Annotated in this window: 24 protein-coding genes and 1 pseudogene; 8 read left to right on the top strand and 17 right to left on the bottom strand. The window is 64.5% G+C overall.

What is annotated here, in order from left to right:
- Nucleotides 1-98: 98 nt before the first annotated feature.
- The 4 genes from LB529_RS02955 to LB529_RS02940 form a co-directional block, all read right to left on the bottom strand.
- Nucleotides 99-1,034, bottom strand: a complete 936-nt coding sequence (locus tag LB529_RS02955; protein WP_224710108.1) for a helix-turn-helix domain-containing GNAT family N-acetyltransferase — start codon at nt 1,032-1,034, stop codon at nt 99-101.
- A gap of 159 nt (nt 1,035-1,193) precedes the next feature.
- Entirely contained in the window at nt 1,194-2,330 is a 1,137-nt protein-coding gene (locus tag LB529_RS02950; protein WP_224710107.1) for an alanine racemase, read from the bottom strand.
- On the bottom strand, nt 2,327-3,607 hold the full coding sequence (locus tag LB529_RS02945; RefSeq protein ID WP_224710106.1) for a D-arabinono-1,4-lactone oxidase: 1,281 nt from the start codon (nt 3,605-3,607) through the stop codon (nt 2,327-2,329). The genes LB529_RS02950 and LB529_RS02945 overlap by 4 nt, the downstream gene beginning before the upstream one ends.
- A gap of 14 nt (nt 3,608-3,621) precedes the next feature.
- Nucleotides 3,622-4,806 carry an MFS transporter gene (locus tag LB529_RS02940; RefSeq protein ID WP_224710105.1) on the bottom strand — a complete coding sequence of 395 codons (1,185 nt, stop codon included), beginning with the start codon at nt 4,804-4,806 and terminating at the stop codon, nt 3,622-3,624.
- 119 nt (nt 4,807-4,925) lie between these two features.
- Between LB529_RS02940 and LB529_RS02935 the strand changes: the two genes are divergently transcribed.
- Nucleotides 4,926-5,552 (top strand): TetR/AcrR family transcriptional regulator, encoded by a 627-nt coding sequence (locus LB529_RS02935; RefSeq protein WP_224610639.1) that lies wholly within the window; start codon nt 4,926-4,928, stop codon nt 5,550-5,552.
- A gap of 33 nt (nt 5,553-5,585) precedes the next feature.
- Here the strand turns inward: LB529_RS02935 and LB529_RS02930 are convergent, their stop codons facing one another.
- Complete coding sequence (locus LB529_RS02930) at nt 5,586-6,485, bottom strand: LysR family transcriptional regulator (protein WP_095768457.1); 900 nt, start codon at nt 6,483-6,485, stop codon at nt 5,586-5,588.
- A 104-nt stretch (nt 6,486-6,589) separates the two neighbouring features.
- Here LB529_RS02930 and LB529_RS02925 point away from each other — a divergent pair, with 104 nt between their 5' ends.
- Complete coding sequence (locus LB529_RS02925; protein ID WP_224710104.1) at nt 6,590-7,351, top strand: SDR family NAD(P)-dependent oxidoreductase; 762 nt, start codon at nt 6,590-6,592, stop codon at nt 7,349-7,351.
- 8 nt (nt 7,352-7,359) lie between these two features.
- Here the strand turns inward: LB529_RS02925 and LB529_RS02920 are convergent, their stop codons facing one another.
- Nucleotides 7,360-8,211 (bottom strand): hypothetical protein, encoded by an 852-nt coding sequence (locus LB529_RS02920; RefSeq protein WP_224710102.1) that lies wholly within the window; start codon nt 8,209-8,211, stop codon nt 7,360-7,362.
- Between the two features lie 72 nt (nt 8,212-8,283).
- On the opposite strand from LB529_RS02920, the gene LB529_RS02915 reads away from it, so the two are divergent.
- From LB529_RS02915 to groL, 3 genes are all read left to right on the top strand, one after another.
- A complete protein-coding gene (locus LB529_RS02915) occupies nt 8,284-9,084 on the top strand; it encodes a class I SAM-dependent methyltransferase (RefSeq protein ID WP_224710101.1) in 801 nt (266 codons plus the stop codon).
- Nucleotides 9,085-9,312: 228 nt separating this feature from the next.
- A complete protein-coding gene (gene groES, locus LB529_RS02910) occupies nt 9,313-9,609 on the top strand; it encodes a co-chaperone GroES (protein WP_010915433.1) in 297 nt (98 codons plus the stop codon).
- 63 nt (nt 9,610-9,672) lie between these two features.
- Nucleotides 9,673-11,328: a chaperonin GroEL gene (gene groL / locus LB529_RS02905; protein WP_095768453.1), complete on the top strand. Its 1,656-nt coding sequence runs from the start codon at nt 9,673-9,675 to the stop codon at nt 11,326-11,328.
- Nucleotides 11,329-11,408: 80 nt separating this feature from the next.
- On the opposite strand, the gene LB529_RS02900 is transcribed toward groL, so the two are convergent.
- Nucleotides 11,409-12,017 (bottom strand): TetR/AcrR family transcriptional regulator, encoded by a 609-nt coding sequence (locus tag LB529_RS02900; protein ID WP_224710100.1) that lies wholly within the window; start codon nt 12,015-12,017, stop codon nt 11,409-11,411.
- Nucleotides 12,018-12,131: 114 nt separating this feature from the next.
- Here LB529_RS02900 and LB529_RS02895 point away from each other — a divergent pair, with 114 nt between their 5' ends.
- From LB529_RS02895 to LB529_RS02885, 3 genes are read left to right on the top strand one after another with little or no spacing between them, the layout of a single operon-like run.
- The gene (locus LB529_RS02895; RefSeq protein ID WP_224710099.1) at nt 12,132-13,142 is read left to right on the top strand and encodes a zinc-dependent alcohol dehydrogenase family protein; all 1,011 of its coding nucleotides are present in this window, start codon (nt 12,132-12,134) and stop codon (nt 13,140-13,142) included.
- Nucleotides 13,143-13,179: 37 nt separating this feature from the next.
- A complete protein-coding gene (locus LB529_RS02890; RefSeq protein WP_224710098.1) occupies nt 13,180-13,614 on the top strand; it encodes an OsmC family protein in 435 nt (144 codons plus the stop codon).
- Between the two features lie 19 nt (nt 13,615-13,633).
- The gene (locus LB529_RS02885; RefSeq protein WP_224632251.1) at nt 13,634-14,020 is read left to right on the top strand and encodes a nuclear transport factor 2 family protein; all 387 of its coding nucleotides are present in this window, start codon (nt 13,634-13,636) and stop codon (nt 14,018-14,020) included.
- Here LB529_RS02885 and LB529_RS02880 read toward each other — a convergent pair.
- The 10 genes and pseudogenes from LB529_RS02880 to LB529_RS02835 form a co-directional block, all read right to left on the bottom strand.
- Nucleotides 14,017-14,415, bottom strand: coding sequence for a RidA family protein (locus LB529_RS02880; protein WP_224544681.1), 399 nt, complete (start codon nt 14,413-14,415; stop codon nt 14,017-14,019). The genes LB529_RS02885 and LB529_RS02880 overlap by 4 nt on opposite strands.
- Nucleotides 14,416-14,535: 120 nt before the next feature.
- Nucleotides 14,536-15,147, bottom strand: a complete 612-nt coding sequence (locus LB529_RS02875) for a LysE family translocator (RefSeq protein ID WP_095768448.1) — start codon at nt 15,145-15,147, stop codon at nt 14,536-14,538.
- 101 nt (nt 15,148-15,248) lie between these two features.
- Entirely contained in the window at nt 15,249-15,587 is a 339-nt protein-coding gene (locus LB529_RS02870; protein ID WP_224710125.1) for a YkgJ family cysteine cluster protein, read from the bottom strand.
- Between the two features lie 44 nt (nt 15,588-15,631).
- The gene (locus LB529_RS02865) at nt 15,632-15,790 is read right to left on the bottom strand and encodes a hypothetical protein (protein ID WP_181174749.1); all 159 of its coding nucleotides are present in this window, start codon (nt 15,788-15,790) and stop codon (nt 15,632-15,634) included.
- 1 nt (nt 15,791) lies between these two features.
- Nucleotides 15,792-16,199, bottom strand: a complete 408-nt coding sequence (locus tag LB529_RS02860) for a hypothetical protein (protein WP_318012540.1) — start codon at nt 16,197-16,199, stop codon at nt 15,792-15,794.
- 371 nt (nt 16,200-16,570) lie between these two features.
- Entirely contained in the window at nt 16,571-17,326 is a 756-nt protein-coding gene (locus LB529_RS02855; RefSeq protein WP_224710096.1) for an SDR family NAD(P)-dependent oxidoreductase, read from the bottom strand.
- A gap of 106 nt (nt 17,327-17,432) precedes the next feature.
- Nucleotides 17,433-18,092 (bottom strand): glutathione S-transferase family protein, encoded by a 660-nt coding sequence (locus LB529_RS02850; RefSeq protein ID WP_224544677.1) that lies wholly within the window; start codon nt 18,090-18,092, stop codon nt 17,433-17,435.
- 108 nt (nt 18,093-18,200) lie between these two features.
- Nucleotides 18,201-18,446, bottom strand: a pseudogene (locus LB529_RS02845) (patatin-like phospholipase family protein); the annotation flags it as partial.
- Between the two features lie 406 nt (nt 18,447-18,852).
- Nucleotides 18,853-19,977: a metallophosphoesterase gene (locus LB529_RS02840; protein WP_224710095.1), complete on the bottom strand. Its 1,125-nt coding sequence runs from the start codon at nt 19,975-19,977 to the stop codon at nt 18,853-18,855.
- A gap of 50 nt (nt 19,978-20,027) precedes the next feature.
- Entirely contained in the window at nt 20,028-20,675 is a 648-nt protein-coding gene (locus LB529_RS02835) for a TetR/AcrR family transcriptional regulator (protein WP_224710094.1), read from the bottom strand.
- Nucleotides 20,676-20,795 lie beyond the last annotated feature (120 nt).

Here is a 20,795-nt window from a genome sequence, read left to right as displayed (position 1 = left end):
TCTGCTTCACAGCCATCGCGATTCCCTCCGAGCTTCCTCTCAGAGAATCACAACCAGCCAATTACGCAACAGGCCCCACAAGGGGAGAAGGAAAAGCGCTAAAGCTCGAGATTCCACGTTTGCCCGACAAGATCCTTGCCAAAGGAATGATGGCGTTCTTCCTCGACCAGCTTGAAGCCGGCAGCCTGGTAGATGCGGCGGGCCGAGCCCAGTATGTCGTTGGTCCAGAGCGTCAGTGTCCTGTAGCCCTTGGCGCGTGCGAAGGCGATGCATTCGTCGACCAGCCGCCGACCGATGCCGAGGCCGCGCGCCGACGGTTCGACGTAGAGCAGCCTGAGCTTCGCGACCTTGGGTGACTTGCGCATGACGAAGACCGAGCCGACCACCTCGCCTTCGCGCTCGGCGATCCAGCTGCGCTCCCATTGCGGGACGAAGTTCTTGACGAACTCACCGAGGATCTCTGCGACCAGCGCCTCGTAAGTTTCGTCCCAACCATAGTCCTGCGCGTAGATGAGGCCTTGACGGTGCGTGATCCAGCCGATGTCGCCGACCTGCAGCGGCCGCAGGATATAGGGAACCTTGGCTTCAGGTCTGTCGCCGAGCAGGTCCTGGACGGTGCGCATGGCGTTGACCAGCCGGTCCTGTTCGGCCGGGGCCAGGCGATCGAGCAACGCGCGCACCTGGTCATGCGAATCCTGGTTGAGAGGCGCAAAGGCTTCCCTGCCGGCTGGCGTCAGCGCGATCGAGGCGCGGCGCGCGTCGGTCTCACTAGCTTCGCGTCCGACCAGGCCGCACTCCTCGAATTTCTTCAACAGCCGGCTGACATAGCCGGGGTCGAGGCCGAGGTCGCGCACCAGGTCGCTTGCGACCAGCCCATCGCGATGGGCGAGCTCGTAAAGCACCCGCGCCTCGGTCAGCGAGAACGGACTTTTCAGCAGGCCCTCGTCGAGCAGGCCGAGCTGGCGGGTATAGAAGCGGTTGAAGGCGCGCACCGCATCGATACGATCCTTGCCTGGGTGATTGTGAATGGTCATGGGAAAATCCTCCTGTCTTGGACAGGATCAACCATTTAGTTGACTTAGTCAATTAATATGGCGAGCGGAACACTACACAATTTCGTCATTCCAGGGCGGAGCAAGGAGCGAAGCGACGCGCAGTTGCGGAGGCCAATGCCAATCGCGACCGCAGCGGCCCTAACCCATTGGCAGCACTGGCCAAAACTCCACAATACTCCCGGCCGAGAACACAGCGATCGCCCCAAAATGCTGCAGCACCGCCTCGCTCTGCGTCGGCCGCAGGAAGGCATAGTCGCCGGGCTTCACATCCGCGCCCGCCGGCAGGCCCATGAATTGCTGGTTGGACGACAGGCCCATCAATCCGTTCGGTTTCATGCCTTCGGGAAACACCGGCTCGGCCATCCATTTGCCGCCATAGAGATAGCAGCCCTTGCGCGGGAAGAGGCCAAGCCCCTGCAGCGCCCTGGAAACCGCCGGCGGGCCGGGCAGCATCGGATCGAGCGCCTTGAGGATCGGCGTGGCGATAAAGGCCGCCGGCTGGAAGCCCTCCAAGCCAGGCGTGTCGAAATCCTTTGGCAGCACGAAGGCCGAGCCGATCGACACTTCGTTGGCGACGCCGCCGCCATGCAGCAGCGCGGTCTTGGAGCCGCCGATGTTGAGGGTGCGGCGCTGGTCCGGATCGAGGGCAGCGACGAATTCCGCGGCCTTGGCAGAGGCCTGCTTCAGCGCCTTGGCCACGCCGCCGAACAGGCCCGGGATCTCCGGCGCATGCGCCTCATAGGCCATGATGCCGTCGCAGAGCAGACCTTTTGGAATCGTGAGCGCGTTAATCTCGGCGGGATCACGAAAACCGCCGCGATGCAGGCCGACGTCCACCTCGAAAGCGAAGCGCAATTCTGTGTCGAGCGCGGCAGCGAGCGCGCCATATTCCGCCAGCCGTTCCGGCGTGTCGATCAGCCAGCAGACGCGCGACCACCAGCCGGCGCCACCCCTGGTCAGCGCGGCCTTGGCGGCACCCACGGGCATCGGCTTGCCGTAGAGAAGATCGCCCTCGGGAAACGCGTCAAGCACGGCCTGCGTCACCGGCGGATGGAAGGTCATGAAGCGGTTGATGCCAAGCGCCTTGGCGATATGCGAAAGCAACGGCACGCAAGGCAGCGACTTGTCGACCAGCCGCACGCCAAGGCCCGGCGCCAGCCTTTGCTTCACCAGCGCGACGTTGCCGTCCAGCCGGTCGCGATCGAGCACAAGGCAGGGCCGGAAAATCTCGGCGGCCATCAATGCATCGGCCAGGGCGGCGAAATAGGCGCTCATTGTTGGATGCCGAACAGGCCGGCCATGTAGGGCGAGACGAAACGGTTTTGCGGATCGATGTCGCGCCGCACCGCCATCGCATCGTCCCAGCGCGGATAAAGCTTCTTGAAGTCCGCCGCCTTCAGGCTGTGCATCTTGCCCCAATGCGGCCTGCCGCCACACTTGCGGAAGATCGGCTCGGCGGCGCGCATGAAAGGCAGCGGGTCGTTCGCCGCATCGTGGTGTATTGCGATCGAGCAGGTCAGCCTCTTGTAGAATGGCGAAAGCCAGAATTCGTCGGCCGCCACCGAGCGCACCTCGATCGGGAAATAGACTTCCGGGAAATGCTTTTCCGTAAGCGCAATGATCTCGGCCAACGCCTTGGGACCTTCCTCGTAAGGCAGGTGATACTCCATCTCGTTGAATTTGGTGCGACGCTCGCTTGCGTAGACGTTGAGCCAGTCCTGCACATAGTCTTCCGCCGGCACCTTCTTCACCGCCCCTCTGATCAGCGCGCGGCGCAACCGCGGCAGCCAGGGTAACGCGGTGCGCAGCTTACGCAAAGTCGCCAACCCTTCCTCGTCGTCTTCGGTCGGCCGCGTCGTCGGCGCCGTGTCGCTAAGATCGCTGGCGATGAACTGGGCGTAGCCGGAGAACGGGATGTAGTAGAACTCGGCCGAGCGATGCGCGGCCATCATCATCTCGAAGTTTTTGAGCATGTCGCCGATCGGCAGCACCCATTTGCGGCGGCGCAGCCGGTAGGTGGCGATGTTGTTCATCGCCACTTCGGTCAGCACGCCGAAGGCGCCTAGCGCGACGCCCGTGGCGTGGATCATGTCCAGGTCGTCTGCCCGGCTGAACTCGCGCAGCTCGCCTTGCCCATCGACGAGTTGAAGCGCCTCCAATTGCGTGTGATAGGCGCCGAGAGTCGGCCCGGAGCCATGCGTTGCCGTGCCCAGCGCGCCGCCGATCGCCTGGCGGTCGATGTCGCCCATGTTGGGCAGGCCTTGGCCGATGTCCTGCAGGATGTGCATCAAGGCGCCGAGCCGCGTGCCTGCCCTCACCCGCGCCCGGTTGTTCGCGGCATCGTGCGAGACTAGCCCCTCGATCTTCTCCAGCGAGACGATGGTGCCGTCGGACTGCACCAACGGCGTGAAGGAATGGCCAGCGCCAGCGACGCGCAGCGGACCGGGCGCCGAGCGCACCAGTTCGGCCAGCTCGCCGGCATCGGCGGGCGCCGCGATCAATTTCGGGGAAGCCGTGACGAAACCAGACCAGTTGCTCCAGGCGGTTGCCATCTTGACCCCTTTGCTCAGACCCGGCCGCGTCGCCGCGCGACGAGCACGAAAATGCCGAGCAAAAGCACGCTCGCCAAAGCGGCGGCGGCGGCGAATTCGGGCACGGGCCGGAAGTCCGCGCCGTCGATCAGCAGCGAGGCGGCGACCGGGCCGATGGCGAGGCCGAAGAGCTGGGCGGCCGGCACCAGCAGCACCGCGGTGCGCGTCTCGTCGGCGGTGATCGCCAGCCGGATCTGGTAAGGCACGATGAAGAGCAGGATGAAGCCCATCACCAGTGCCACGGCCCAGAACACCGAAAGACCCGGGCCGGACGCAAGCAGCAGCGAGCTGATCGCCGCGACGATCCCGATGACGGTGATGGCAAAACGATAGTCGATGCGCGCCTCGAAGCTTGTCGCGGTCATCGCGCCGAGCACCTGCGCGGCAAGGCTCGCCGAAACCATCAAGCCGACGGTGCGGCCATCGATGCCGAACTGTGCGCCGATGGGCTCGAGAAAAGCCCAGACGGCGCCGAAGAACATGAAATAGCAGAAGATCGACAGTAGCGCGGCGATCGCCGGCACGGTCGCCACGTTGGCGAACTGTTCTTGCTTGGGCAGGTCGGCATAGTCGTCGGGCACGGTCCATGCCACGACGAGCGAAAGCAGACAGACGATGCCGAGCGCGATGAAGCCGCCGGCCGAGCCCGCTCTCGGCACGGCAAAGAGCGCGAGGATCAGCGCCAGCGCGCACTGCGCCAAGGTCTGCAGCGTGACGAAATAGCCGCCGATGCGCTCGGCCCGGCGCGAGCGGGCGATCAGCTCGGTTGCGACAGCGACAAGCCCGCCCTCCGCCAGGCCAGCCAGCGTGCGCGCGCCAATCAGCGCATTGGGGCTGCCAGCATAAGCGGTCCAGACATTGGCGAGCGCGAGCAGGACAAGCAGCACCGTGCTTTTCCAGCGCATGTTGCGCGCCGGCAAGAGCATCGCCACCACGCCCGAGCCGATAGCGATCGCGATCATCTCGGCGGTGGCGACCAGCGCCAGCTCGTCGCCGGTGACATGGCCTTCGCTGTAGAGCGCACCGAGCAGCACCGGCTGCAGTCCGAGGATGAGGAGGCCGACCGAGCCGATCCACAGCGCCGAGGCCAGCTGCAGGCCCGTCGGATTGCCGACAAGCCAATCGCCATTTTCCGCTTGCGCGGCTTGCGATGCAGTCACGAGGCGCTCTCCCTTGCAGCTCGCTCGAAAAACTGACAGGTTGTCAGCATTTGACGGAACTGATACTTGATCATGTTTCTTGTCAACCGCGAATTCGCGGCTTTCACGAGATTTGGCGCATGACGCAGACAAGGCGAACAGCGACGGAACCGCGGCGCAGGCCGAAGCAGGAGCGCAGCCGTGAGCGCATCGACGCGATCCTCGCCACGACCATGCGACTGATCGGCGAGAAGGGCATCGACGCGGTGACGATGAAGGAAGTCGGCGCGCTGGCCGGCGGGCCGATCGCTACCGTCTATCATTACTTCCCCAGCAAGTCGGCGATCCTGGCGATGCTCTATGAGCGGTTCTCCGAGGAAAGCCGCGCACGCTTCGGCGCGATCATCGCCAGGATAGCCCGGCTGGACGACGTGACCGCCGCGGCCGACCAGCTGCTCGACGATTATCATGCCCGTGTCGCCGCGGACCCAGCCATCCAGGACCTGCAGAACGCCATCCAGGCCGACAAGGCGCTGCAGCATCTCGACATCGCCGAGACGAGGCAACAGGCGAAGATGTTCTGCGATAAGGTCGGGCCGATGCTCCAAGCGGAGCAGCGCGAGGCGTTCGGACGTGTCGTGTTCCTGATCTTCCAGCTCGCCGGCAGCGTCGTGCGGCTGGCGCTGACACAGGACGAAGCGGAGGGACGGAGGACGATCGAGGATTATCGGTCGATCATCCATACGCAGTTGAAGCTGTTTTTGTAGCCGACGCCATACTCGGGGCCGCGCCTGGCTGCCTCAGCCCGCTTCCAGCTTCGGCCCCAGAATCTCCACCAGCCAATCCACAAACACTCTCACCCTTGGCGAAAGCTGGCGGCTCGGCGGATAAAGCACCGAGATCGGCGTCGGCGTCGGCGGATTGTCCGGCAGCACCTCGACCAGCCGGCCCGCTTCGATGTCGGCGGCGAAGCGGCGGCGCGGCGCCTGGTAGAGGCCGAAACCCTGGCGCACGAGCGTGGCGGCGGTGTCGGAATTGGAGACGGTGACGCGCGACGGCAGCACGATCTCGCGGATCTTTCCATCGACGGTGAACTCCAGCGGCATCACCTGGCCGGTGCGGGACGAGACGAAGCCGATCATGACGTGCCCGGCAAGCTCGTCCAGAGTGCGCGGCAGGCCGTAGCGCTCGACATAGGCGACGCTGGCAACCGTCGCCTCGCGCGCCATGCCGATGCGGCGCGCGATCATGTCGCTGTCGGGCAGCGTGCCGGCGCGGACCACGCAATCGACGCCTTCGCGCACCAGGTCGACGAAGCGGTCGCCCTCGCCGATATGCACGCTGAGCCCGGGATAGCGGGCGAGCAGCGCCGGCAGTTCCGGAATGACGAAGGTGCGGGCCATGTTGCCGTTGATGTCGATGCTCAGACGTCCGCGCACCTCATGCGCGCCGAAGCTGCCCTCGGCATCCTCGATGTCGGCGAGGATGCCGATGCAGCGCTGGTAATAGGCCTCGCCGTCCAGCGTCGTGGTGACGTGGCGCGTTGTGCGCCTCAGCAATTGTACGCCGAGCCGCTCCTCGAGCTGCTTGATCGCGGCGGTGGCGCTGGAGCGCGGCAGGCCGAGATCGGCGGCGGCCGCGGTGAAGCTGCGCCGTTCCACAACGCGGGTGAAGAGCCGCATGCTGTCGAACCGGTCCATCGCCGATTGTTCGCACAGACTGAACAGTGTTGGCAATCCATGGCCGATTATATCGATCAGGCAGGCGAGTATATGCATCTCCATCCAAAAGAAGGAGATTCGCCATGACCACTCGTCCCATTGCTCTCATCACCGGCGGCAGCCGCGGCCTCGGCCGCAACACCGCGATCCACCTTGCCCGGAGGGGCGTCGACGTCATCGTCACCTATCGCTCGCGCGCCGACGAGGCGAAGAGCGCAATCGCCGAGATCGAGGCTGCCGGCGGTCGAGCAGCGGCGCTTGAGCTCGACGCCGGCGCCGTCGCCAGCTTCCCGGCTTTCGTTGCGGCGTTGAAGAAGACCCTCAAGGACACCTGGCAGCGCGACCGCTTCGACTATCTCGTCAACAATGCCGGCACCGGCCTGCGCAAGATGATCGCCGAAACGACGGAAGAGGAATTCGACACGCTGATGAACACCCATCTGAAGGGCGTGTTCTTCCTCACCCAGGCGCTGCTGCCGCTGATCAATGATGGCGGACGCATCATCAACATCTCGAGCGGGCTCGCCCGCTTTGCTGCTCCCGGATCGTCGGCCTATGCGATGATGAAGGGCGGCATCGAGGTGTTCACGCGCTACCTCGCCAAGGAGCTCGGCCAGCGCGGCATCACCGCCAACACCGTGGCGCCCGGCGCGATCGCCACGGACTTCAATGACGGCCATGTGCGCGACAATGCCGAGATCAACCGCATGGTGGCCGGCGTCACCGCGCTCGGCCGCGTCGGCGTCCCCGACGATATCGGGCCGATGATCGCCTCGCTGCTCTCCGACGACAATCGCTGGGTCAATGCCCAGCGCATCGAGGTGTCTGGGGGCATGAATATCTAGACGATCGGTCACTTGACCTGGCGGATCAGTCCTTCGAAGCCGTCGGCAAGATTGGCATTGCCGGCGGCGATGAAGCTCGACAGGTTCCTGGCACGCCCAGGGGTCTTGTTGGCATCGAGCAGCACCGCCCTGCCCTCATGCATGACGAAGTCGAACTTGCCGTAATCGAAGCCGAGCTGGCGCCGCAGCGCGCGCAGCTCGTCCGGCACGGGCACCGCCTCGCGGCGGATGGTGTCGTCGCCCTTGACCAGGCTCTGCGGCGAGACATGACGGGTGCAGCGCTCGCGCTCTCCGCAGAACAGCCAGAAGCGGGCGCCAAAACCGTCCGGCTCCGGCTCGGGAATGAATTTCTCGACGACCAGATCCCGGCGTTCGAAGACCGCGGCCGGAACATCGGCGAGCGAGGCATGGATCTCGTATTTTTCGAAGGCTTGGACGCCGGGAAACGGCTCCGGCCTGCCGGCTCGCCGCGCGCGCCGGTTCAGCTGCTGTTCCGGCGTTCCCCGATGGTTGAGGCTGCTCTTGACGATGACCTGTCCCTGCCAGTCGTCGCCTTGGCCAATCACGGCGCCGCTGATGCGGCGTTTCGAGATGTCGGCGGCCCCAAGATTGAGGCAGAAGGGAAAGCGGCGCGCATAGTCGACATATTCGGGCGGCGTCACGGTCGCGTCGAGATGCAGCACCGCGATGTCGGCGGCCGGCTTCGCCGACGTGCCGCGCAGGACCCGCACCGAATGGCCGCGGCGCTTCAGCTCCTGCAGCAGGTCGAAGAGCATATACGGGCTGTCACGGCGCAGCAGCAGCCCGCGCCGGGTCTGGAAGCGGTCTTGTTCATGCGTGATGACGGCGATGCGTGCCATGCGCCCCACTTGGCTTATCATGCGCCTTCGATTATGCGACCGAACACAATGCCTAACCGATACAGGGTTTGCATGACCGAGCACTGGAATGCAATTCGCAAGCACTGGCAGTTGCTCGGCTCGCCGCTGCGGCCGCCGGCTCAGGTGGTCGAGGCCTACGAACGTGAGCTCGAGCTTTCGCAATCGCACGTCGTCATGCTCGGCGTGACGCCAGAGCTCGCCGGGCTCGGCGCCACGATGACGGCGGTCGACGAGTCTCCCGACATGATTGCCGGCATCTGGCCGGGCGACACCGATATGCGCAAGGCGGTGCAGGGCGACTGGTTCGACTTGCCGTTTCCCGGCGCGAGCATCGAAGCGCTGATCGGCGATGGATGTCTCTCCGTCATCGGCGCCGCTGACCTCAGACGCACGCTGTTCGCGTCGATTGCGCGTTCACTCAAATCCGTCGGCCGTGCCGCCATCAGGCTTTATGCTTCCCCCGTAACTCCAGACGACCCGAAGGATGTCCGCGCCCTGGCGCTGAGCGGCGGCGTCTCGACCTTCCATGAACTCAAATGGCGCGTGGCAATGACCGCCATCGGCGGAGCGCCTGATTACACGATACCGGTGAGGGGCATCCTCGAACAATTCGACAGGATGTTTCCCGACCGCGAGGAGCTGTCGGCTCGAACCGGGTGGGAGCTGCCGACCATCGGGACCATCGACGTCTACCGGAACTCGTCCGTCGTCTACAGCTTCGCCCCGGCGGCAGCGCTGATCAAGGAAGCCCAGACCTTCTTCGATGATGTCCGGCTGGCCCCGACCGGCACATACGGGCTCGCAGAACGCTGCCCGTTGCTGGTGCTGCGTTCGCCGAAGGGCCTGGACTGACGGGCGGGTTGCTCGTCGGCGCCTCGCGATGGCCGGTGCATTTCGGCCTTGCGTCTCGCACGAGAAAAATTTCGCGCCGCTGCCCCGTTGCGCGCGCCTTGACTCCGGCAACCCAGCGGCCTATCTCAGCGCCACGTTAGCACTCGCCTTTGGTGAGTGCTAACTTATATCCGGCGGCCTCGCCGGATGGAGGAACAGTTCTCACCGTTCTCATTCGAGGAAGAAAACATGGCAAAGTCCAAGTTCCGCCCGCTTCATGACCGCGTGGTCGTTCGCCGGGTCGAATCCGAATCCAAGACCGCCGGCGGGATCATCATCCCGGATACGGCGAAGGAGAAGCCGCAGGAAGGCGAGATCATCGCCGTCGGCTCCGGCGCCCGCGACGAAAGCGGCAAGCTCGTGCCGCTGGATGTCAAGGCCGGCGACCGCATCCTGTTCGGCAAGTGGTCGGGCACTGAAGTCAAGCTCAATGGCGAAGACCTTCTGATCATGAAGGAATCCGACATCATGGGCATCATCGGCTGAATTTCGGCCTCACCTGAATCTTCATCTTCGGGCTCTTCCCGAGCCCCTGCCAGGAGCTAAAACATGGCTGCCAAAGACGTAAAATTCTCCCGCGATGCCCGTGAGCGCATGCTGCGCGGTGTCAACATCCTCGCCGACGCGGTGAAGGTGACCCTCGGCCCGAAGGGCCGCAATGTCGTTATCGACAAGTCGTTCGGCGCCCCGCGCATCACCAAGGACGGCGTCACCGTCGCCAAGGAAATCGAGCTTGAGGACAAGTTCGAGAACATGGGCGCGCAGATGGTCCGCGAAGTCGCTTCGAAGACCAACGACATCGCTGGCGACGGCACCACGACCGCAACGGTCCTGGCGCAGTCGATCGTCCAGGAAGGCCACAAGGCGGTCGCCGCCGGCATGAACCCGATGGACCTGAAGCGCGGCATCGACCTCGCCGTCACCGAAGTCGTCACGGCGCTCGGCAAGGCCGCCAAGAAGATCAAGACTTCCGAGGAAGTCGCCCAGGTCGGCACGATCTCGGCCAATGGCGACGAGTCGGTTGGCAAGATGATCGCGGAAGCGATGCAGAAGGTCGGCAACGAAGGCGTCATCACCGTCGAGGAAGCCAAGACCGCCGAGACCGAGTTGGAAGTCGTGGAAGGCATGCAGTTCGACCGCGGCTACCTGTCGCCCTACTTCGTCACCAACGCCGACAAGATGGTCGCCGATCTCGAGGACGCCTACATCCTGCTGCACGAGAAGAAGCTCTCCAACCTGCAGGCCATGCTGCCGGTCCTGGAAGCCGTCGTCCAGACCTCGAAGCCGCTGCTCATCATCTCGGAAGACGTCGAAGGCGAGGCTCTGGCCACGCTGGTCGTCAACAAGCTGCGTGGTGGCCTGAAGATCGCCGCCGTCAAGGCTCCGGGCTTCGGCGACCGCCGCAAGGCCATGCTGGAAGACATCGCCATCCTCACCGGTGGCCAGGTCATCTCGGAAGACCTCGGCATCAAGCTCGAGAATGTCGGCCTCAACATGCTCGGCCGCGCCAAGAAGGTGTCGATCTCCAAGGAGAACACCACCATCGTCGACGGCGCCGGCAAGAAGGCCGAGATCCAGGGCCGCGTCGCCCAGATCAAGCAGCAGATCGAGGAGACCACCTCGGACTACGACAAGGAGAAGCTGCAGGAACGTCTGGCGAAGCTCGCCGGCGGCGTTGCCGTGATCCGCGTCGGCGGTGCGACCGAAGTGGAAGTCAAGGAAAAGAAGGACCGCGTCGATGACGCCCTGAACGCGACCCGCGCGGCCGTGGAAGAAGGCATCGTCGCCGGCGGTGGCGTCGCCCTCCTGCGCGCTTCGGGCAACCTCAAGGCCACCGGCGCCAACTCCGACCAGGCCGCCGGCATCAACATCGTGCGTCGCGCGCTGCAGGCTCCGGCCCGCCAGATCGCGGCCAACGCCGGTGCCGAAGCCTCGATCGTCGCTGGCAAGATCCTCGACAACAAGGGCGCGACCTTCGGCTACAACGCCCAGACCGGCGAGTATGGCGACATGATCGCCATGGGCATCGTCGACCCGGTCAAGGTCGTGCGCACGGCTCTCCAGGACGCGGCCTCGGTCGCCGGCCTGCTGGTCACCACCGAAGCCATGATCGCCGAAGCTCCGAAGAAGGAGTCGGCTGGCGGCGGCATGCCTGGCGGCATGGGCGGCGGCGGCATGGGCGGCATGGGCGGCATGGATTTCTAAAAAGTCTGACCCATCACTGATACGGAAAGGGCGCCGAAAGGCGCCCTTTTTATTTGCATTTGGAGATCAAATCCGAGTCCTCAGGCGGCACTCTCCGCCTGCCGTGCTGCCTTTCCGGCAAGCACCGCCTGCTCGACCAGCGCCGCGACCTCGTCGGCAACCGCCTGGACCGGGGTACGGTCGCGGGTGGCGCGGGCGATCACCATCAGACCTTCCAGCGAGGATTCGACCAGCAGGGCCAGCGCCTGCGCGCGCCGCTCCGGCACCCCTGCCCTGACGAATGCCTGACGCAGCAGCCCGATCCACTGCTCGAAGGCCGAGCGGCAGATTTCAATCAGGTCCGGCACGTCGTTCGGCGCGTCGAGCACCACCGGCGCGACCGGACAGCCGAGCGAGAATTCGTTCTCCTCCAGCATGCGTCCGACCGACTGGTAGATGTGGTGGACGGCAACGGCGGGATCGCTTTCCTCCAACAGCGCGGCGCCCAGCCGCTCCGTCACGTCGGCGACACTGGCGCGCGTCACCTCGACGACCAGTTGGTCCTTGCCGCCCGGGAAATGGAAATAGAGCGAGCCGCGCGGTGCTGCGCTGGCGCTTAGAATGTCGTTCAGCGACGTGCCGTGATAGCCGCGCTTGCGGATGAGCAGCGCCGTCGCCTCGATCATGCGGGTGCGTGTGTCCGTCGCCACGTCGACCTCTCAAAATGTCAACCTCTGTCAGGAGCGCGCATTATAGGACTTGCCCTGAATATGACAATCGGTCTACATAATATGTAAATCGGTCTACATATACCGGAGGCAAAAATGCGGACTTACCGGCTCGAGGAATTCGGCGACATCGAGGGGCTGGTCATGCGCAAGGAAGCGCTGCCCAAGCCGGGTGCAAACCAGATCCTGGTACGAGTGCGCGCCGCCTCGCTCAACCGCCGCGACACGATGATCCTCAACGGCACCTATCCTTTGGCACCCCGCGCGGGCATCGTGCCGCTGAGCGACGGTGCCGGCGAAGTCGTGGCCGCCGGCAACGGCGTCACTCGCTTTGCCGTCGGCGACCGCGTCACCGGCAGCTATTTCGCGCGCTGGATCGACGGCCGCATCCATCCGGGCGTGATCGACCAGCTCGGCTGCACACTGGACGGCGTGCTGAGCGAATATGCGCTGCTTGACGAGCAATGGGCGGTGCGACTGCCGGACCATCTTTCCTGGCAGGAGGCTGCGACCTTCACCTGCGCCGGGCTGACCGCCTGGAGCGCGCTGACGCACGCGGAGATTCCGAAGCCGGGGCAATGGGTTCTCACCATTGGCTCAGGTGGTGTTGCGCTGTTTGCCTTGCAGTTCGCCAAGCTCATGGGCTGCCGTGTGGCCGCTGTCACCTCGCGGGCGGAGAAGACCGACAGGCTGCGGGCGCTCGGCGCCGACCTCGTCGTCGCGGCAGCCGAGACACCGGAATGGGGCATGAAGCTGCGCGAGGCGACCGGCGGCATCGACTTGGTCGTCGAAACCGGCGGCCCGGCGACCTTTGCGCAATCGCTGATCGCCAGCACGCTTCACGGGCGCATCGTGCTGCTCACCGTGCAGGACCGCAACGGCAAGTCGGTCGAGATTCCGGGCGCCGTCTATCAGCGCAGCCTGGTCACCATCGGCCGTCTCTTTGTCGGCAGCCGCAACGGGCTCGAGGCGATGCTTGCCGCGGTCGCCACGCACCGGCTGAGACCGATCATCGACAAGGTCTTCCCCTTCGCCGAGGCGCGCGAGGCTTACCGCCATTTCCGGCTGGGCGACGTCTTCGGCAAGGTCGTCATCGACGGCGCGTGACCATCATGCTTTCCCGCAAACAGAAAGGAGATCAGCCATGACAATCCGCGAAGCCTCCGCCCAATGGCAAGGAACGCTCAAGGAAGGATCCGGCCGGCTGCGGCTGGGCAGCGGCGTTTTCGAAGGCGCCTATTCCTTCCCGTCGCGCTTCGAGAGCGGCCCGGGCACCAATCCAGAGGAATTGATTGCGGCCGCCCATGCCGGCTGCTTTTCGATGGCGCTTACCGCCATTCTCGGCGCCGAAGGCCACACGGCCGAGAGCATCCACACCATCGCCAAGGTGCATCTCGGCGCGACCACGGCCGGGCCGACGATCACCCGCATCGAGCTCGAAACTCAGGCGCGCATCGCCGGCATATCGGCCGAGGATTTCGAGCGGCTGGCGCAAAAGGCCAAGGCGGCCTGTCTCGTCTCGCGGGCGCTGGCCGGCGTCGCCACCATCACGCTCAAGGCGAGCCTCGTAGCTCAATGAAACGACAGGAGAAGATCAAATGACCCATGAACACATCATCGACATCGCCGCGGCCAAACGCTCCGCGGAAACGGCGGAAATCATGCGGCGCTACAACGACGTCTTCCAGCGCCACGACCCTTCGGCACTGGACGAACTGGTGGCGCAGGACTGCGTGATCGAGAACACCACGCCGGCGCCCGACGGCGCCCGCCGCACCGGCAAGGCGGCCTGCGTCGAATTGTGGTCGGCGATCGCTACCGGACCCGGTACCCGCTTCGACATCGAAGAGACGTTCGTCGCCGGCGACCGCGCCACGATCCGCTGGCGCTTCTGGATGGCCGACGGCAGTTCGCTGCGCGGCGTCAACCTGATGCGTGTCGCCGATGGGCAAATCGTCGAGGCGATGGGCTATGTGAAAGGCTAGGCGTCGACCACCGCAACCGCATCGACCTCGATCAGATATCCAGGCGACAGGCTGGCCACTCCCAACACGACGTTGGCCGGCTTGTGGTCCCCGAACAGAGCCACGCGGGCGGCATCGATGATCGGGTAATGGTCATCGAGCCGATAGTCGACGACGTAGATCATGATCTTGGCCACGTCGTTGGGACGGGCGCCTGCGGCGGCAATCGCCCGACCGAGATTGGCGAACACCTGGCGCGTTTGAGCCGTGAAATCACCTTCGCCGACAAGCTTGCCGTTTAAGTCTTCAGGTTCCTGGCCGGCGATAAATATCAGCCTGGTGCCCTTTGCCACGACGACTTGGCTGTATGTGTCAGGCTTGGGCAGATCGTGGGGATTGATGCATTCAAGCGTCACTGCGACCGCCTTTCTTACTCGGATTTCCGGCCTTACTCGGATTCCTGAATCTCTCGAGCCCCATCAGCCCAAAGCTCCCCCGAGGCGACCATGGGCTATGTAGAGGGCTGGCGCCAAAGGCTACCGATCGGCCAGCGCCAGCTTGGCGCCGAGCATGACGAAGGCGGCGGCAAAGCTGCGGCGCATCCATGTCAACACCTTCGGCCGCGACACGATGTGGCTGCGCACCGATGCCGCGAAGACGCCGTAGATGGCGAAGACGATGAACGTCATCAGCATGAAGACGCCGGAGAGCTCCAGCATCTTGGACAGCGCGTGCGGCTCGGTGGTGCTGACGAATTGCGGCAGGAAGGCAAAGAAGAAGATCGACAGTTTCGGGTTCAGGATGTTGATCAGGATGCCCGAGGTGATCGTTCTGGCGGTCGAGCGCGGCGCGGCGTCCTCGTCGATGCTGAGGCCGCCTTTTTCCTTCAATGTGTTCCAGGCCATGTAGAGCAGATAGGCGACACCGAGATATTTCAGCGTCTCGAAGGCGACGGCGCTTGTGTGCAGCACTGCGGCCAGGCCGGTGATGGCGGCCGCCATATGCGGGATGATGCCAAGCGTGCAGGCGAAGGCCGCGATAATTGAGGCGCGCGCGCCGCGCGAGAGGCCGGCGCCAAGCGTGTAAATGACGCCGGTGCCGGGCGAAGCCACGATGATCAACGACGTCAACAGAAATTCAATGCTCATGGATTTCCTCCGCTGCCCTGCCCGGCGAGAAGGTACCGGGAGGCGCGCAACAGGGCAAGCGGGGCGCTTTTCCTCGCCCCCGCGATGCGGGGGCGAGGAAACTAGCTGACCGCCAGCCCATGCGCCGCCCTCGCCATCAGGCAGTCGCCGCCCCCGGGCATGCAGGCGCGGCAGACGTCGGGGCGCAGCTCGTAGATGCCGCAGGCCGTGTGCTTGCCCACCTCGCCGGTGAGCGCCGAGCATCGGCCGCCCTCGCAGCGCATGCCGGACTGGTCGGCCGCTACCAGCTCGGCCGGGATGCGGTCGAGCTGCTCATCCTCCTCGGTCGAAAAGCGCGGCCAGTCCGCCGAGTAGGAGCAGCAGGCGCCGCAGCTCTGACAGTCGAAGGCGGCGACCGCGCCGCCATCCTCGTCGACAGACAAAGAGGACTGACCGGGCAGGCCGAGCGGCCCGGCTGTGCGACCGCCGTCCTGCGGCAAGGGCGCTACTTCTTCCTGGTCTTGCGCGGCGGCGCTTCGGCCGGCGACTTGAACAGATCGGTCGCAACCTCTGCGGGCGCATCCGGCTTTGCCGCCGGCTTGGCTGGCTTGGCCGCGGCGGGCGGAGCTGCCGGCTGGTCCTTGGCGGAGAATTTTATGGCCATGTCAGTCCTCGTCAGAAAAGCGCGATGATGGCGCGTTCGGATTGCGCAAGCGGCCGATCAGCGCCGAGACCGCCGTGATGTTCATTTCCTCGGGCGACCAGTTCCTGGCGTCCTCGATGTGGTGCGGCGCCAGCTCACGATGCGTGCTGCCGCTGTAGGCGGCATCCTGATAGCTGGTGCGTTGACGGGTCTTGGCGTCTTCCCGCACATACTCAATCATATAGTTCGGGGCTTCGGCGCGGCCGCGCACGCCAACGCGCACCTGGGCATCGCCATGCGCGCGCTTGCAGCGTTCGAGCCTTTCCAGCACTCGGCGAACATATTCGATCGGCTTGTCAAGGGTGTCGACCATATCGGCGATGGTCGCATCGGCGGCGATCGGCGTAGATGGCACGCGTTTGGCGGCCATCAGCGTGTGCCTGCCGGTTTCGGCAAAGTCTGCCCACATGATTCATTCGAGCTAGCGGTCAAAATCTTCTCCTGCCCGCAGGTTGATGCCGAAATGGCAGAGCGTCTTTCCGCCATGACCACGCACAAAGCAACATTGGCGTCGGATTAAATTGCGGACGTCCGCATCCCTGGCCTTGCAGCATTCTTATCACATCGCGGCGGACGTTGGGGCTATCCGCAAAAAAGGGCAAAAAATTCGTCGGCTGCGGAACCAATCTCATGGCGGGCCGTTTTTACTCAAGCCGTCGGCAAATTCACGAGCAATCGAGAACGGTTGACGGCAAAAGCGCCTCCCGCGCCATAACAAGCGCGAGAGGCGTTTTCTATTGTTCACCGCTCCTGATCGGTCGGACGGATAAGTATCTCGTTGACATTGACCCTCGGCGGCTGGCTGACGGCATAGAAAATCGCGTTCGCAATGTCTTCCGCGGTCAGCGCTTCCATCGTGGCGAGACGGTGTTCGAGTCCGGCCTTGGATTGCACGTTGGTGATATGATCGCCGAGTTCCGTACGCACAAGGCCCGGCTCGACGACGGTGACGCGCACCTTGTCGGCATAGACCTCGCGGCGCAGCGATTCCGAAAAAGCCACCACCCCGAATTTTGTCGCCGCATAGCCGCTGGCGCCGGGATTTGCGACCCGGCCGGCGACCGAGGAGACGTTGACGATATGACCCTTTGAAGCCTTCAGGTGCGGCAGCGCCGCCTTGGTGGTCGCCATCAGACCGATAAGGTTGAGCTCGATCATCTGGCGCCAGTCGTCTAGATCGGCTTCGGCCGCGGGAGCAAGCAGCATCACACCGGCATTGTTGACGAGGATATCGAGCCGTCCCCATTCGGATACGACCTTGTCGACCATAGCGGTGATGTCGCCGGGCTTGGCGATGTCGGCTTCAATGGCGAGCGCGACGCCATCGGCCTGTTCGATGCGCGCAACCAATGCTTCGAGGCGATCGGCACGACGGGCGGCGACTGCGACTTTCGCGCCGGCCGCGGCAAGGACCGCGGCGGTGGCCTCGCCGATGCCGGACGAAGCGCCGGTGACGAGCGCGACCTTTCCCGTGAGTGGTGAATTTGCGATTGTCATGAGAAATCTCCAGGAGCCCGGCCCGCGCCTTCACATAGGCCGCGCCGCCGGGGCTTGAAGACCCCCCATCAGAGCAGTCGACGCAATTTGCCGAGCCGACCCGGGCTCAATCCTGTTCGTGCGGCCCGGGCTCCGGCCAGGGCTCCCTGGCGGCTTCCGCATACCAGTGCCGCATCGCGGGCGTCGCCAAGACCGCGTCGACATAGGCGCGGGTGACGGGCGCCAGTTCGCCGCCATAGGTGTCGAAGCGCGTCACCACCGGCGCATACATGGCATCGGCCGCGGTGAAATGGCCGAACAGGAACGGGCCGCCTTCGCCATATTGCTCGCGGCACTGGCGCCAGATCGCTTCGATCCTCGCCCGCTGCGCCTCGCCCTCGGCATCGAGCGGCTTATGGGATTTCGGCCGGCGCAGGTTCATCGGCCAGCCGTAGCGGACCTCGCGGAAGCCCGAATGCATTTCCGTCGCCACCGAGCGCGCCAGTTGACGGGCGCCGAGATCGGTCGGCCAGAGCCTTTTTTCCGGATAGAGATCGGCCAGATATTCAAGGATGGCAAGCGTTTCCCAGACGATCCTTCCATTGTGATTCAAGACCGGCACGAGGCCGGTCGGCGACACCTTGGCGAGGTTTGCCGCCGTCTCGGGCGTGCGCAGCCGCACGAAGCCTTCCTCAAAAGGGATATCCAGGTGCTTCATCGCCACCCATGGCCGCAGCGACCATGAGGAAAAGCACTTGTTGCCGATATAGAGGGTGAACTCCGCCAAGACCGTCTCCTGATGATGTCAATTCGCTGCGGCCGTCATGATCGCCGCCGGCCTGACGCCGGCGCGGGCCTGGATCGCAGCGACCGCTACCTTTATGTCGGGGTTGACCTTGTAGTCGAAATAGGTGGCGACGGCGCCTCCCGAGGCGCCGGAAGTCATCCTGATGTCGTCGACCAGCGTGCGGCGTTTCGGCCGTTCGTCGATGACAATATCGTCGAGCGCCCGCAACACTCCATAGGAGAAAGCCGCCGCCCGAGTGCCGCCGCCCGAGAACGCCAGCCCGACGACGGTCGAACCGTCATCGGCGGTGTCGGGTATGTAGGTGGGTGACGGGTGGCCGACTTCTGTGCTCAGCACGTTGATCGGCCCGACATCGTCGGCGACGGCCACCAGAACTGCGACAAAGGCCACACGAAGACGCAAACTCGTTTCCCAGGACTGCCCTCTCCGCAGCCGCGGCAGACCCTAACCGGATTGCGTTATCCGATGCAACCGCACCGAGAGAGAGATCGCCGCGGCCTGGAACCCAAACGGATCCGGCACGTTGTCAGACCCGGATGCGGTTCTCGTGTCCAGTTTCCCTTCCAGACCCAGGAGATGCGCGCATGGTGAACAGGGATCAGGTCGCCGGTATCGCCAAGCGACAAAATCGCCGGCAAGGTGCAGAAGGCTTATGGCGACGACGGAGGTTCGCGAAGCATTCTGAGGCCGTCTTGTCTTGATGGCGAGATAGGCAAGAGGCCGTCGCGAGGCGGCCTTTTCATGTCTGGAATTGTTTGGCGAAAGCGTTGGTGAAGACGATCTCGCCATGGTCACCGGCCGCCTCGCCCAACACCATATCCATGTTGCCGGCAGTGACCCTGGCCAGCGCGAAGCCGCCCATATAGGCCGCCTTCGGCTTGATGATGTCGAGCCCGTCACGCTGGTAGATCATCGGCACTTCGTGCTGGTGGCCGTGGAAGACGGCAATTACATTGTAGCCCTTGATCGCGGCCAGCAGCGCCTGGCGGTCGGCCTCGCCCCACCAATGCGGGCGGCCGGAGCCATCGTCATCATAGGTGCGTTTCACCGGATCCCAGCGCTCCGTAGAGAAAGTGTCCCAGCCATAATGCTGGAACAGGACGACCGGCCGGCCGTCGCCGGCATAAGTGGCGAGGTCCTGCTTCAGCCAAGGCAGGCTGCTTGGCGCGCCATGGCCGGTATCGCCGGCGAAGCGGTGCATCTGGACGAGATGCAGGCCGCCCCAGTCCCAGGAATAGCAGTCGGTATCGACGTCGTATTCGGTAGCGGGCACCGGCGGCTTGAAGAACACGCCGGGACGATGGTTGACCTCGACATAATCGCGCAATTCGCGGCGATACCAATCGACGTGCGGGGGCGAGCCGTTCTGGTCGAGATCATGATTGCCGAGTCCGACATAGACCGGGATGTGGATCCGGTCCGGCCCGACACCTTCCTGATAGCGCTTGGAGAACTGCAGAAGCTGCGTGCCTTCGCTAGGCTCGGTGACCTGGCCGCCACCATCGTCGGTGATATCGCCGCCGGTGACGAGGCCGAGCGGCGTGCCGATGCGGGTGCCGGCCGAATGCAGGCCAGTGGCAACGCCGTCGATCTCGGCCGGCCACTTCTTGTCGGCAATCGCGTTCAAGGCCGCGACGTTGCGCAGAAGTGCTGCATCGGTCTTGCCTTCCTGCAGGCAGTTGGGACTGAGCCCGTTCGCCATGCGGCAGGCATGAATATCGGCGATGAAGAGGAAAGTGGCGTCGATCGGCTGGATGCGCCTGCCGGTCTGGCCGAAGGCGACGCGAGGCAGCCCGCCGGCAGTAGCGAGACCTCCGGCGATGAAGACGCGGCGCGAAACGGTTGCTGGCGAAGAGCGATTCATCGTCACCCGATTAAACAACCTCGGACCGCCTCCCTCTGTCCTGACAGCATTTATCGCAACAGCACCCTTCGGCGTCGTCTCGTTGCCAATCCGCCCGAAGACGGATGCACGCTTTCCAGCCCCCTCAAGCACTCCAGCAACAACCTGGCGTCCTGTGATGTCTTGGCCATCGACATGGCGCCGGAATAAGCAGCCACCGCAAGCGCGGCGAAGCGGTCAGGATCGGTCCCACCCTCCCCGCCGTCCTGCTGGTCGGCTCGGATCTTGTCGGCGATCGCCCTCCGCCAGCCGGCGAAGATCTTGGCAAGCGCCAGGCGAAACTCGTCGTCGGCCAGCGACAGTTCATGCGCCAGATTGTTGAGCGGGCAGCCGCGGACATAGCCCTGTCGCTCTAGCTCCGCAGCCACAGCCTCGAACACGGCCCGCACGCCTTCGCGGGCCGATGACGCCGCCAGCATCGGGTCGATCCAGGTCTCCTGGACCGCCGCCGCCACTCGTTCCTCGATCACTGCGAGCGCCAGCGCCTTCTTGGTCGGGAAATGGTGGTGCAGCGCGCCGCCGGTGACGCCGGCCGCCGCCATCAGATCGCCAAGGCTCGAGGCGTGATAGCCGCGCGCCTGGAAGGCGCCTTCCGCCACGTCGAGGACGCGCCGGCGCATGCCTTCCGGATCGTTGGTGCGCTTTTTGCCTATCGCCATCTCCGCCTTCTCCCCTTGTGGGAGAAGGTGTCGCCGAAGGCGACGGATGAGGGGTGCTCCAGCTTGGCAATGACGGCGATCCGTCACCCACCCCTCATCCGTCTCGGCGCTGCGCGCCGA

Origin of the sequence: Mesorhizobium sp. CA5 (assembly GCF_020165105.1) — a bacterium.
Lineage (GTDB): Bacteria > Pseudomonadota > Alphaproteobacteria > Rhizobiales > Rhizobiaceae > Mesorhizobium.
This window is presented reverse-complemented; position numbering and strand designations above follow the sequence as displayed.